This window comes from Pseudomonas sp. NBRC 111124, assembly GCF_001320245.1.
Lineage (GTDB): Bacteria > Pseudomonadota > Gammaproteobacteria > Pseudomonadales > Pseudomonadaceae > Aquipseudomonas.
Window position 1 is genome coordinate 162589 of sequence record NZ_BCBA01000002.1, and the last position, 13639, is coordinate 176227.

A 13639-nucleotide genomic window follows, 5' to 3' on the forward strand; every position below is an offset into this window, starting at 1 on the left:
TCCTAGTCGATTTTCCATCTGCGCAGACGACTCTAAGCATCAGGGCGCCCATCGGCGCCCACTGCAAAGGAGATTCGCAAATGGCTGTCAAACCCATCCCCGAAGGCCAGCACAGCATCACCCCGTACCTGGCCATCAACGACGCCGCCAAGGCTATCGAGTTCTACAAGAAGGCCTTTGGCGCCACGGAAATGTTCCGCCTCGAAGGCCCGGACGGCCGCGTCGGTCACGCCGAACTGCGCATCGGCGACTCCTCGCTGATGCTCGCTGCCCCCTGCGACATGGAGGGCGGCCTGACCGCCAGCCAGAAACTCGCCGGCGCTGCGGTGGGTCTGCATTTGTACGTCGAGGATTGCGACAAGGTCTATGCCCAGGCCATTGCGGCGGGGGCTACACAGTTGCATGAAGTCAAGGACCAGTTCTACGGCGACCGCAGCGGCTCGCTGAAAGACCCGTTCGGCAATATGTGGTTCGTCTCCACCCACAAGGAAGACCTCAGCCCCGACCAGATACGTGCCCGTGCGGCGAAGATGTTTGGCGACAACTGAGGAGGGTGACATCCGGCGTTGGCGTTTTTGCCCGCGCCGGACGAAATGCAACGGCTCGGATTCTATAAAGACATCGCAGCGGTTACGTGGCCTGCCTTACAGTCCACTACGTATGTCACCTCCACTACGCTGAAATCTCTGATTACCCCGCTCTAAACTGTCGGCCAGCGCAACCATATGGTCTACCATCGGGCCTACCATTTGGTTCGGCGTTGGCACTGCCACTTGTTCACTGGCCACCGCGTTAAAAGCGCTAATAGTCCCTAGAACTTCCACCGTAGCTTTCGTGAGCGGGTTCATAGGAATGACCTTCGATGTAACCTCCGCCGCAACAGCAAGGGCACCCCAAGTCATGCTGTAGAAATTTCTTGCGCGCCATAAAGCCCTTACACCGGCTAATGCAGCTCCAGTGGATGAAAAGCCAGTGTAAGGTGCGATCGCCCGCAACAAGGGCTTGATGAAATGCCCTGACGGGTCAGTGTTGTTAATAGGGTCTGCTTCACAATAAACATAAGCGTTTCTGCCTCCCTTGCCAAAAGGGCTCAGACTATCAGGGCTTGCGAATCGCCGAATCCCAGGGCTGTAGTTCCGATACCCGTTCCCCAGTGGATAACAGTTTGTTACCTCATCCAGTCGCTGGCCATTTAATCCCAGGTGTAACGGATGCACGGCATTGCGCCCTAGGCTGCCATACGGCGTATATCGGAAGTGGCTTATCTTCATTAGAGTATCCTCACGTCAGGGGCTCGGCCATTGTCCCTGCAGCGATGACGGCCTTGCCAAGAACAATTCCAGCTTGGAAGTCAGACTGAGATTGAATAATCAAACGTCCAGTTTCAACTGGCAGAAATGACAGTCTGTGAAGCACAGAGTTGAAAGCGACGCGCGTTTGCTTGAAGCTGGAGGCTCGTAGCTTGGAGCTGCTTCATGCGAATCATCGACAAAACCGCCGCGCAGGTTCGCAGCCTGACCCAGGCCGAAGAGGAACTGCTGGTCGGTTTCGCCACCGGCAGCCTCGCCGGGCCGCGCCTGCTGCAGGCCAACCAGCTGCTGATGAAGGTACGCAGCGCCAACCAGTGGCTGGCCTGCGATTGCCGCAAGGACGCCTTGCCAGTGCTCAATATCACCCTCAATGGCAGCACCGGCACGCTTTTTCTGAAGAACAACCCGGGCACCGCCGAGCATGCGCCCGGCTGCCCGTTCACCAAGGACGAACGCGAAGCCAGCGAGCGTGAAGACGAGCCGGCGGTGCCTGCCGCCTGGCTGGCACCAGACACCCCGCTGCGCCTGATCGGTGATTACCGCAGCGCCAGCGATGCCAGTAGCGGTACGGCCGACGGTACCGAACGCCGCGAACAGCAGCGCCTGTTGTCACTGCTGCTGACCTGGATCGAGACCAGCGGCCTGAACCTCTACGCCACACACCTGAAAAAGGACCTCACCGGCCAGTTCGCCGAGCTGCGCAGTGTCGCCAGCCGCTACCCGTTGCTCGAAAGGGTGCCGGCCAGCAACTACCTGGAAACCCGCCTGGACATGAAGCACATGATGATGCTCAAGTCCCGCCTGCGTGAAGCTACGGTGTTCGGCAACCACCGGCGCCATGGCCTGCTGCTGGACTGCGTCGACCAGATCAAGGGGCGCAAGCTTTTCAACAACCGCAGCGAAGACGGTTTCGATTTCCAGGGGCATCATCTGTATTGGGGTGGCAGCCGTACGTCAGGCCCGCTGCTGGCGCTGGCCCTGTACTCACCGACCACAGCGGGCAGCCACTTCTACGAACTGATCCACGTGGCCAGTGTGCCGGTGCTGTCACGCGCGCACCTGTTCCCGGTGTACCGTGACGAAGAGCGTGAACCGCTCAAGGCGCTGGTCTCGCTGATCGACTGGATGGCGAGCAAAGGCGTGAAAGTGCAGATGCGTCGCCCGGTGATCGGTGGGCAGGTGATGGATGAGCTCGTGCTGACCTCGGATCAGGACCGGGTCCTGTCGGTGTCGTTGCTGGAGAAGCCGATCGGGCCGGAGCCCGATGCCGAGAACTTCAAGCGCTACGCGGACTTCAAGAGCCTTGAGACCTTCCGCAAGTATGTGGCCGGGTTCTTCATGCGTGAGCGCTGAAGGCCGCGTCGCCTGCTTCGCGGCTGTAGGAGCGGCTTTAGCCGCGAAGAGGCCGGTGCAGCCACACATCCCTGACTATCAGAACGCAGCCCGGAAGATCCCCTCGATCTCATCCTGGCTGGCCGACCGCGGGTTGGTCAGCCCACAGGCATCCTTCAAGGCGTTCTCCGCCAGAATGCCGACATCCTCAAGCTTGGCCCCCAGCTCCGCCAGCCCCGCCGGGATACCCACCGCCACTGCCAGGTGCTCGATGGCCGAAATCGCCGCCCCCGCGCCCTGCTCCGCATCCAGCCCACACACCTTGATACCCATGGCCTTGGCCACATCGCGCAAGCGCGCGGCACTGACCTTGGCATTAAAGCGCTGCACATGGGGCAGCAGCACGGCATTGCATACACCATGGGGCAAATCGTAGTAACCGCCCAGCTGGTGCGCCATGGCATGTACGTACCCCAGCGAAGCATTGTTGAACGCCATGCCGGCCAGGAACTGCGCGTAGGCCATGTTCTCACGTGCCTGCAGGTCGTTACCGTCGTTCACCGCCTGGCGCAGGTTCTCGCTGATCAGGCTGATGGCTTTGAGCGCACAGGCATCGGTGATCGGCGTGGCTGCCGTGGATACATAGGCTTCGATGGCGTGGGTCAAGGCATCCATGCCGGTGGCTGCCGTCAGCCCCTTGGGCATGGCGACCATCAGTGCCGGGTCGTTGACCGAGAGGATCGGCGTGGTGTTGCGGTCGACGATGGCCATTTTCACGTGCCGCGCCTCGTCGGTGATGATACAGAAGCGGGTCATCTCACTGGCCGTGCCCGCAGTAGTGTTGATCGCGATGAGTGGCAGCTGCGGCTTGCGCGAGCGGTCGACACCCTCGTAGTCGCTGATATGCCCGCCATTGGTGGCGCACAGTGCAATACCCTTGGCGCAGTCATGGGGCGAACCACCACCCAGCGACACCACGCAGTCGCAACGCTCACGCTGCAACACCGCAAGGCCGGCCTCGACGTTGGCGATGCTGGGGTTGGGCTTGGCGCCATCGAACACCACCGAGTCGATATCCTGCAGGGCCAGCATGCGGCCGATGCGGGCGGCGACGCCGGCCTTGGCCAAGCCCTGGTCGGTAACGATCAGCGCCTTGCGCAAGCCATAACCGGCGATCGCGGCCATGGCCTCGTCGAGGCAGTCGATGCCCATGATGTTGACGGGCGGGATGAAGAATGTGCTGCTCATGACCGGATCCTCCTGGTGGGTCTGTCTACTCACGAGGATCCGCCCGTTCAATGCACCTGATGTTGATCCAGAGCAACGTTAGCCAAGGAACAGCTGGTACGCCGGATTAGCGGTTTCGTCCCAGTAGCGGTAGCCCATTTCGTCCAGTGCCACTAGCAGGCTGGCCTGCTCGTCGGCCGGCACTTCCAACGCCGCGAACACCCGCGCTTCAGCCGCCCCGTGATTACGGTAATGGAACAGGCTGATGTTCCAGCGCTTGCCCAGCCGTTCCAAAAAGCCCAGCAGCGCCCCAGGCCGCTCGGGGAACTCGAAGCGCAGCACCCGCTCATCGGCTCCTGGGGCTGCATGCCCACCCACGGTGTGGCGCACATGCAGTTTGGCCAGTTCGTTGTCGGTCAGGTCGAGCACGTTGTAGCCCTGCCCGCGCAGGCTGCCCAGCAGCTGCTCGCGCGGGTCGTGCAGCGGGTGGGTCTGCACGCCGACGAACAGGCGCGCTTCCTTGCCTGGGTAATAGCGGTAGTTGAACTCGGTGATCTGCCGCTTGCCCAGGGCTTGGCAGAAGGCCCGGAAGCTGCCGGGCTGTTCGGGGATGGTGACGGCGATGATCGCCTCGCGCTGCTCACCCAGCTCGGCGCGCTCGGCCACGTGGCGCAGGCGGTCGAAGTTGACGTTGGCGCCGGAGTCGATGGCCACCAGGGTCTGCCCCTGCACACCCTCGCGGGCCACGTACTTCTTGATCCCGGCCACAGCCAGGGCACCCGAAGGCTCGGTGATCGAACGGGTATCGTCGTAGATGTCCTTGATCGCCGCACACAGCTCATCGCTGCTGACGGTCACCACTTCATCGACAAAATGCCGGCACAACTCGAAGCAATGGGCGCCAACCTGCGCCACCGCCACGCCATCGGCGAAGGTGCCGACCTGCGGCAGGATCACCCGCTCGCCCGCCGCCAAGGCTGCCTGCAGACAGTTGGAGTCTTCCGGTTCGACACCGATCACCTTGACCTCGGGGCGCAGGTACTTCACATACGCGGCAATGCCCGCGACCAGCCCACCACCGCCGACCGGCACAAAGATCGCATCCAGCGCACCCGGCTGCTGGCGCAGGATCTCCATGCCCACGGTGCCTTGGCCGGCGATCACGTCCGGGTCGTCGAAGGGTGGCACGAACGTCGCCCCGTCGCTGTCGGCCAGTTTCAGCGCGTGGGCCAGGGCATGGGGAAAACTCTCGCCGTGCAACACCACATGGCCACCCCGCGAGCGCACCCCTTCGACCTTGAGCGACGGCGTGGTGATGGGCATGACGATAGCCGCCTTCATGCCCAGGTGCGCCGCGGCCAGGGCCACGCCTTGGGCATGGTTGCCGGCAGAGGCGGTGATCACACCCCGTTTGCGCTGGGCCTCGGTCAGGCGCGACAGCCGGGTGTAGGCGCCGCGGATCTTGAACGAGAACGTCGGCTGCAGGTCTTCGCGCTTGAGCAGCACCTGGTTGCCGAGGCTGGCAGACAGCGCGGGGGCGGCTTGCAAGGGCGTCTCGATGGCCAGGTCGTATACCGGCGCAGACAGGATGCGGCGCACCTGCTCCGACAGCAGTTGCTGCGCGCAGGTGGGTGTACGGGGGCTGACGTTGAGGCTGGTCATCGATTGCAACTCCTTGGCTTGTTTCACGTTGCCCAGGAGTCAGAGAGAAGAAACCCGCCTCCAGGGCGGGTTCGGTGCACGTACGCGCTAGCCCGCCAAGCTGATAATGGCGGTAATAATAATGGCGTTCACGTGCGGGAAGGTTTTCATGGGATGGGACGTTATCTCGCCTGGCTTGGCCAAGTCAACACTTTGCTTGTTGCGCCGACAGCGGCACGTCGAAGACCTTGTCGAAGCCCCACTGGAACACGAAGGCATAGACGAAGAAGAACACAAACAATGCCAGGTTGGTGAGCAACGCTGCCCACAGGCTGACATTCAGCCAGTACGCCACCAACGGCAGCAGGATCAGTACCAGCCCGCCCTCGAAGCCTAGCGCGTGCAGGACCCGGCGCAGCACGGTGCGCTCACGCTTGCGCTGGCGCGCCTCCCAGCGCTCGAACGCCCAGTTGTAGGCCATGTTCCAGCTCATGGCGATGCCCGACATCAGCACCGACAGCACCGTCGACTGCGCCATCCCGGCCCCGAACGCCAGCTCCAGCACCGGCGCCACGCAGGCCACAGCGATGGCTTCGTAGAGAATGGCCTGGACCACCTTGCGCGCCTTGCCTTGCATGTTCAGCTCCATCCGAAAAACGGCCTTCCAAAGTACAAGATGAAGGCTGTAAGAAAAAGCCTGAAATACTTTATTGACTGACCGTTCAATCAGGAATTATTAAGCTTTATCGTTTCTGCAATCCCCTTCCCCTGGCGTCCCGCCCCTGCTTGCCTGACACGGCTTCATCCGCTCACGCATTGGACAACCCTGCATGCGACTGCTTGTATCTATCACTTGCAAGCGGTGACATGCCGCACTTCGTCCAGGGAATTGAACGAGGAACAAGACGATGACGTACAGCGTCATGATGGTGTTCGGCACCCGACCCGAAGCGATCAAGATGGCCCCGCTGGCCCGCGTGCTGCGCACCTGGCCCGAGGTCGACCTGCATATCTGTTCCACTGGCCAGCACCGCGAGATGCTCGAGCAGGTACTCACCGCCTTTGGCCTGAGCGTCGATCAAGACCTCAAGGTGATGACCCAGAACCAGACACTTAACGGCCTTGCCCGTGACTTGCTGGACAAGCTCGACCAGGCCTACGAACAGGTCAAGCCCGACATCGTGCTCGTCCATGGCGACACCACCACCAGCTTCATCGCCAGCCTCGCGGCCTTTCATCGGCACATTCCCATCGGCCATGTCGAAGCCGGCCTGCGCACCGGCAACCTGCAGCAGCCCTGGCCCGAAGAAGCCAACCGGCGCCTGACCGGGGTGCTTGCCGACCTGCACTTCACCCCGACCCGCGACTCGGACGCCAACCTGATCCGCGAAGGCGTGCCGCCGGAGCACATCGAAGTCACCGGCAACACCGTCATCGACGCCCTGCTGTGGATGCGCGATCACCTGGCCGAACGGCAATGGCAGCCCGCCGCCGACTCGCCCCTGAGCAAGTTGCGAGCAGAGCAGCGCATGGTGCTGATTACCGGCCACCGCCGGGAGAACTTCGGCCCGGGCTTCGAGCGCATCTGCCTGGCCCTGGCGCAACTGGCCGAACGTTACCCCGACGTGCAGTTCGTCTACCCGGTACACCTCAACCCGCAGGTGCAAAAGGCCGTGTACGGCGTGCTGTCGAACCGCAACAACATCCACCTGGTCGCCCCTCAGGACTATCAGCACTTCGTCTGGCTGATGAACCGCGCCCAGGTCATCCTCACTGACTCCGGTGGCGTGCAGGAAGAGGCCCCGGCACTGGGCAAGCCAGTGCTGGTGCTGCGCAAGGTCACCGAGCGGCCCGCCGTGCTCAAGGGCGGCACGGTCAAGCTGGTGGGAACCCTGACCGAACGCATCGTCGAGGAAACCAGCCGGCTGCTCGACGACCCGGTGGCCTATGCACGCATGGCGCGGGTCTACACCCCGTTCGGCGACGGCCATGCCAGCGAACGCATCGCCGAACGGCTGACACGCTGGTTCGCGGAAACGGCCAGCCAGCGAGATGACGCATGAGCCTGGCCTTCATCGATTTCCTTACCTATGTGCTGTTCGGCCTGAAGGTCCTGGCAATCATCCTCGCCTCGCTGATGTTCCTGCTTGGCCTGGACGACCTGTTCATCGACCTGTGCTACTGGGGCCGCAAGCTGATTCGGCGTTTCCGCATCTACGACAAGTACGAAAAGGCCGATGAAAAACGCCTGTTCGAGGTGCCGGAAAAACCCCTGGCGATCATGGTCCCGGCCTGGAACGAGGTGGGCGTGGTCGGCGAAATGGCGCGCCTCGCCGCCTCGACCATCGACTACGAGAACTACCAGATCTTCGTCGGCACCTACCCCAACGACCCACAGACCCAGGCCGACGTCGACGCCGTGTGCCTGCATTACCCTAACGTGCACAAAGTGGTCTGCGCGCGCCCCGGCCCGACCAGCAAGGCCGACTGCCTGAACAACATCATCGACGCCATCCTGCGCTTCCAGGACGATGCCCGCATCGAGTTTGCCGGCTTCATCCTGCACGACGCCGAAGACGTGATTTCGCCCATGGAACTGCGCCTGTTCAACTACTTGCTGCCGAACAAGGACATGATCCAGATCCCGGTGTACCCCTACGCGCCGGAATGGAAGGGTTTCACCGCCGGCCACTACGTCGACGAATTTGCCGAGAACCACGGCAAGGACGTGATCGTGCGCGAGGCTCTGACCGGCCAGGTGCCCAGCGCCGGCGTCGGCACCTGCTTCAGCCGCCGCGCCATCAGCGCCCTGCTCGAAGACGGCGACGGTATCGCCTTCGATGTGCAGAGCCTGACCGAAGACTATGACATAGGCTTCCGCCTGAAACAGAAAGGCATGAAGTGCATCTTCGCACGCTACTCCATCACCGACCCGGCGCTGGCCCTCAAGCACGAGTGGCGGCCAGGTATGAGCCGTGAGTTTTCGCAGGTGATCTGCGTACGCGAGCACTTCCCGCGCGACTGGCAGCACGCCATCCGGCAGAAGTCGCGGTGGATCGTCGGTATCGTCTTCCAGGGCACCAGCAACCTGGGCTGGAGCCGTACCGGCGCGCTTAACTACTTCCTCTGGCGCGATCGCCGGGGGCTGTTCGCCTACCTGCTGAGCTTCCTGGTCAACCTGTTGCTGCTGGTGCTGCTGGCCATGTGGCTGGTGACCGTGATCGCCCCGGATTCCTGGCGCTTCATGTCAATCCTCAGCGACAGCCAGCTGCTCACCACCCTGCTCTGGCTCAACGGTCTGATGCTGGTCAACCGCCTGTTCCAGCGTGGCTGGTTCGTCACCCGCTATTACGGCATCTTCGAGGGCCTGCTGTCGGCGCCGCGGATGATGTGGAGCAACTTCGTCAACTTCTTCGCCAACCTGCGCGCCCTGCGCCAGGTCATGGAAATGGGCGACTCGCGGCGGGTGGCGTGGGACAAGACCACCCACGAGTTCCCCGCCCTGGCCTCGCCTGCGCGTACGCCGCTGGGCCATCGCCTGGTGGAAAAGGGCTATATCACCGAAGAACAGCTGGAGCAGGCGATCACCAGCCCGGTGCGTAGGCGCCTGGGCCGTGAACTGCTGCTGCGGGGCTGGCTGACCAGCGAGCAGCTTGTACAGACGTTGGCCGAACAGCTCGACCTGCCTTGGGCTCCGCTCAACCCGTTCAAGCTCGATCCGCAACTGATCGCCCAGTTGCCACGCCGGTTGGCCACCCACTATGGCGTGCTGCCGGTCGGCGAAGATGGCAACACGTTGCTGCTGGCCAGCGAGAGCCCGGTCAGCCAGGTGTCGCTGGGGGTGATCAGCCGCCAGCTGAAACGCCCGGTCAGCTGCCGCCTGGCGCCCCAGGGCCGGGTCACCCTGGGCCTGCGCTATCACTACCCGAGCCCATGGCAGAAGCCCGAAACCCACGACATGCTGGCCGTGCTGGAGCGTCACCAGGATGATGCCGACCTGATCGAGCGGGTCAGCCACCACCAGGTGATGCTTGGCGCCCTCTTGCAGGTACGCGGCATGGTCCCGGTCACCCTGTTCAATCAGGCACTGATCGATTTCGACCCCGAGCATCAGAGCCTCGGCGAGCACCTGATCGCCCGCGGCATCATTACCGAAGCGGTACTGCAACAGGCCCTCGCCGAACAAGCCAGCGAACAGCAGGCTGCCTTTGACCTGACCCGGGAGGTGGCATGAAGCCGCGTCTGTCCCTCACCCTTTCCGGCCTGTTGCTGTGCTCCACCGCACTGGCTACCCAGGCGGCGCCGATGACCGAATTCCAGCGTTTCACCAGCTACCCGTTCATGGAGCGCAGCTACCGCGAAGCGAAGAAGGATAACTGGGCCGAGGTCGAACGCCTCACCCGCCACGTACTCAGCCGTGTGCCGAACAACGACGAGGCCCGTGCGCTGCTGGTCGAGGCGCTGGCGCACCAACGCCGCTACAAGGAAGCCGAAGCCGTGGCCGAGCAACTCGGCCATGGCCCCGAATATGCCAACGCCCTGCTGGAGCTGCGCCTGACCTGGATCGAGCAAGACCCGCCACCGGCCAGCCAGGTGGAAGCCTGGCTGGGCAGCGCCGATGGCAGCCAGCGCGTGCGTCTGTGGCAGGCCTACAGCCTGAGCCTGGCCAAGTTCGGCGGTGCCGGTAAAGCCCTGGACTGGCTCAACCAGCTGCCGCCGCGCGACGATGGTCAGGTGTTGCGCCTGGCCCGGGCCAACTTTGCTGAGCAGCTGCGCAACTGGAAGGAAACCATCGACCAACTCCAACCGTTGGCTGACAAGGGCCAACTGCCGCCAGAGGACTGGCAGCGGCTCGCCAACGCCTATGTCCAGCAAGTCGACGAAAAGGGCCTGGAAAAGCTGCTGCAAAGCGCCCCCTCCCCTGCGGTGGCCAACCAGACCCGCCTGGCCATGGCCAACCGCGCCATCGCCGTCGGTCATAACCAACTGGCGCAGCGCTGGTTGGAAAAATTGCCCACCGAGCAGTTGCAGCAACCTGAGCAACGCCAACAGTTGTGGGAACTGGCCCGTGAAGGTGATGACGCACCGCTGGTGCGGCGCTTGAGCAACGAGCTGCAGCGACCTTGCCTGGAGACCGTCGACTGGTTGTCACGCCGTGACCCGGACGTTGCCCGCGAACAGCTCAAGGACTGCCCTGCCAGCGCAGACCCGCGCGCTTATGCAGTGCTCAAGCAACGCCTGTATGGCGACCCGGTGCAGCCGCCACAACCCCGCACGGCCGCCGAATGGGAAAAACGCTACCGCCAAAGCGGTGACCTGGCGGCACTGGAGCAAGCGACATTCCTGTTGCTGCAACAAGGCCAGGGCGAGCACGCCCGCACCTTGCTGGAGCAGGCCTACGACCGTCGCCAAGGGCGCCTGACACCTTCGCTGCTACAGCGCCTGGGCAATCTCTATGCACGCAACGATGGCCCGCTGAACAGCCAACGCATGCTTGGGCTGATCCCCAGGGTCGACGCCAATACCCGCACCCAGCTGCTCGGCCGCCTGGCTGAAAACGGCCAGTGCGATGCCGTGCGCCGGGCCATCCCGGCAACCCCGACCGAAGCCGGCCAGTACCGCGCCCTGGGCCGCTGCGCCATGCCCGATCAACCCGGCGAAGCGGTGGTCTACTACCAGGCTGCCGAGCGCCTCGGCGACAGTGGCAACCGCCTGCCCCTGGCCTATGCCCTGGAAGCCGCTGGCGATTCCGAAGCGGCGCTGCCGATCTGGCGCGACCTGCCACCCGGCGCCTGGAACGACAATGCCCGCCTGACCGCCGCGCGCGGAGCCTTGAATGCCGGCGATGCCAACGCTGCACGCCGCTACTGGGAGGCTGCCGCCCACAACAGCGCCGATGACTGGGCGCTGGGCGCCGCCATCGCGCAACGTCAGGGCGACCTGCAAGCGGCCCTGGGCTTCCAGCGCCAGGCCTTGGCGCACAACCCGCGCGCCGACCACTACTATGCCGCCGCCAGCACCGCGCAACTGGCCGGCGATAGCGCGCAGAGCACCGCCTGGCTGGCCGAGGCCGTGCGCCTCGAGCCCAACCAGCCGCGCTACCGCGCCGATTACGGCATGCGCCTGGCTGGCTCGCAGGACAAAGCCCAGCGCCGCCAGTCGATACCCTACCTGGAACGCGCCACCCACGATTTCCCAGAGGACTATCGCCTGGGCGAGACCCTCGCCCTGCGCTACGACGAAGCCGAGAACAGCGCCGCCGCCCGCCGCGAACTGCGCCGGGTGATCGACGTGGAAGAGAACCTGGTCGATGCCGATGACGAATACGGCAGTCTCGAAGCCCGCAAGTACCGCCAGCGCCGCGCCCACGAAACCCTGTCACGGCGCGACACCATCACCCTGGCCAGCACCTGGTCGCCCGCCGGCACCTCGACCAACGACAAGTTCCTCGATAACGGCCAGCGCAGCGGCACTTCACGGCGCGCGCAATCGCAGAACGTGCAGCTGGCCATGTGGGACCACGCCCTGGGCGAGGAACCCAGCCGCAACGGCAGCACCTTGTCGGTCTATGGCCGGGTGCTGTTCGGTGGCCAGAGCCGCACCGATTACGCGCAGAGCATGGGCACCGGCGTCGGCCTGCGCTACAAACCGCTCGGCCAAGCCAACCTCAACCTGTATGCCGAGCTGTACCACCAGCGGCAGATCGACGATAACCATTACAGCGGCCTGAGCCTGGGCGAGCTGTTGAGCCCGGCCAAGGTCGGCGGCAACTGGGGCGATTTGCGCCACCATGCCGAATCGAGCAACGACCTGTTGCTGCGGGCCACGGCCTCGTTCCTCGACCAGGGCGACTGGCGCAACGACTGGCGGGTCGACGAGGACGACTGGAACGAGCGCTTCCTCTATCTCGATGCCGCCTGGTGGACCCGCACCGGTGACCACGCCTGGCTGTCGCGCTACCAGCAGGGCCACGCCTGGAAACTGCCCGGCAACTCGCCGCAGACGCTCATGCCTTATGGCTTCTTCGAATTTTCCAGCCAGGACCCGAGCAGCGACTGGCGCCAGGACGCCCGCGCCGGGGTGGGTGTGCGCTGGCAGTGGTGGTTCGACGACGACCGCTACAACGCCTACCGCGGCTCGCTGAAAGTGCGCGCCGAATACCAGCAGTCGCTGGGTGGCAACCTCTACAAGAGCGCCAATGGCGTACTGGTTGGCGCGGAGATGACCTTCTGATGCGTACGCTCCTGGCAATCTGCATGCTCGCCCTGTGCCTGCCCGTCCTGGCCGACCAGCGCCTGTTCTACCAGCCGCTCAACCGCGATGCCGCGGTGACCCCGGCGCAGTGGCAGCAATTGTGGCGCGCCACCAAGGCGCAAGGCGGCAAGACCCTGATCGTGCAATGGAGTGCCTATGGCGACAGCGATTTCGGCGGCGCCCAGGGCTGGCTGGCCAACAGCCTGCGCGAGGCCCACGCCCAAGGCCTGGAGCTGGTACTTGGGCTCTACATGGACCCGGCCTACTACCAGCGCATCGAAGCGCTCGACGGTGACGGCCTGAGCACCTACTGGAAGTCGCAGCTGGGCCGTTCGCTGAGCCAGTACCAGCACGTTCGCGAGGGCTGGCAGTTGCCGGTCGCCGGCTGGTACCTGCCCATGGAACTGGACGACCTGCACTTTCGCGATGCCGCCCGCCGTGAGGCGCTGTACAGCCAGTTGCAGGCGCTCAACCGGCGGCTGGACAGGCCGCTGCACATCAGCGCGTTCAGCGCCGGCAAACTGGCACCGCGGGTCAATGGCGCCTGGCTGGATCAACTGGCCGGGTTGGGCTTGACTGTGTGGTGGCAGGACGGCGCCGGGACCGGGCGCTTGCCACCGCTGGTGCGCCAGAACTACGAGCAGGCGCTGCCATGCCGGGTGGGCGTGGTGCGCGAGGCGTTTCGCCAGGTAAGCGCGCCGGGGCAGGCGTTTCGGGCTGAGCCTGCGGAGCCGAAGCTCAATGCGGGGTGCCATGCCGAGGCGGTGTTTGCCTTGCGCTACCGGCCTTGGGCAAGAGGTGTTCTGCCACAGAATTGAGTCAGCGTTCGCCGGCACGCCCGCTCCCACAGGGATTGCACAGTTTTCAAAAACTGT

10 protein-coding genes are annotated in these 13639 nt (G+C 64.0%); 6 read left to right on the plus strand and 4 right to left on the minus strand.

Going from position 1 to position 13639, the window contains the following annotated elements:
- Nucleotides 1–80: 80 nt before the first annotated feature.
- Complete coding sequence (locus APH28_RS01675; RefSeq protein WP_060507310.1) at nt 81–548, plus strand: VOC family protein; 468 nt, start codon at nt 81–83, stop codon at nt 546–548.
- A gap of 96 nt (nt 549–644) precedes the next feature.
- On the opposite strand, the gene APH28_RS29385 is transcribed toward APH28_RS01675, so the two are convergent.
- On the minus strand, nt 645–1271 hold the full coding sequence (locus APH28_RS29385) for an RHS repeat-associated core domain-containing protein (protein ID WP_082432236.1): 627 nt from the start codon (nt 1269–1271) through the stop codon (nt 645–647).
- Nucleotides 1272–1475: 204 nt separating this feature from the next.
- On the opposite strand from APH28_RS29385, the gene APH28_RS01685 reads away from it, so the two are divergent.
- On the plus strand, nt 1476–2663 hold the full coding sequence (locus APH28_RS01685) for a hypothetical protein (RefSeq protein WP_060507312.1): 1188 nt from the start codon (nt 1476–1478) through the stop codon (nt 2661–2663).
- A 78-nt stretch (nt 2664–2741) separates the two neighbouring features.
- Here APH28_RS01685 and yiaY read toward each other — a convergent pair whose 3' ends face one another.
- The 3 genes from yiaY to APH28_RS01700 form a co-directional block, all read right to left on the minus strand.
- Nucleotides 2742–3890: an L-threonine dehydrogenase gene (gene yiaY, locus APH28_RS01690; RefSeq protein ID WP_060507313.1), complete on the minus strand. Its 1149-nt coding sequence runs from the start codon at nt 3888–3890 to the stop codon at nt 2742–2744.
- 78 nt (nt 3891–3968) lie between these two features.
- Entirely contained in the window at nt 3969–5531 is a 1563-nt protein-coding gene (gene ilvA / locus APH28_RS01695) for a threonine ammonia-lyase, biosynthetic (RefSeq protein ID WP_082432237.1), read from the minus strand.
- A 184-nt stretch (nt 5532–5715) separates the two neighbouring features.
- Nucleotides 5716–6147, minus strand: a complete 432-nt coding sequence (locus tag APH28_RS01700) for a PACE efflux transporter (protein WP_060507314.1) — start codon at nt 6145–6147, stop codon at nt 5716–5718.
- A gap of 271 nt (nt 6148–6418) precedes the next feature.
- Between APH28_RS01700 and wecB the strand changes: the two genes are divergently transcribed.
- From wecB to APH28_RS01720, 4 genes are read left to right on the plus strand one after another with little or no spacing between them, the layout of a single operon-like run.
- Entirely contained in the window at nt 6419–7573 is a 1155-nt protein-coding gene (gene wecB / locus APH28_RS01705) for a non-hydrolyzing UDP-N-acetylglucosamine 2-epimerase (RefSeq protein ID WP_060507315.1), read from the plus strand.
- On the plus strand, nt 7570–9744 hold the full coding sequence (gene nrfB / locus APH28_RS01710) for a cyclic di-3',5'-guanylate-activated glycosyltransferase NrfB (protein WP_060507316.1): 2175 nt from the start codon (nt 7570–7572) through the stop codon (nt 9742–9744). Before wecB ends, nrfB begins: the two co-directional genes overlap by 4 nt.
- Complete coding sequence (locus APH28_RS01715) at nt 9741–12743, plus strand: phage receptor (protein WP_060507317.1); 3003 nt, start codon at nt 9741–9743, stop codon at nt 12741–12743. The genes nrfB and APH28_RS01715 overlap by 4 nt, the downstream gene beginning before the upstream one ends.
- Nucleotides 12743–13582 carry a DUF4434 family protein gene (locus tag APH28_RS01720; RefSeq protein WP_060507318.1) on the plus strand — a complete coding sequence of 280 codons (840 nt, stop codon included), beginning with the start codon at nt 12743–12745 and terminating at the stop codon, nt 13580–13582. The genes APH28_RS01715 and APH28_RS01720 overlap by 1 nt, the downstream gene beginning before the upstream one ends.
- Nucleotides 13583–13639 lie beyond the last annotated feature (57 nt).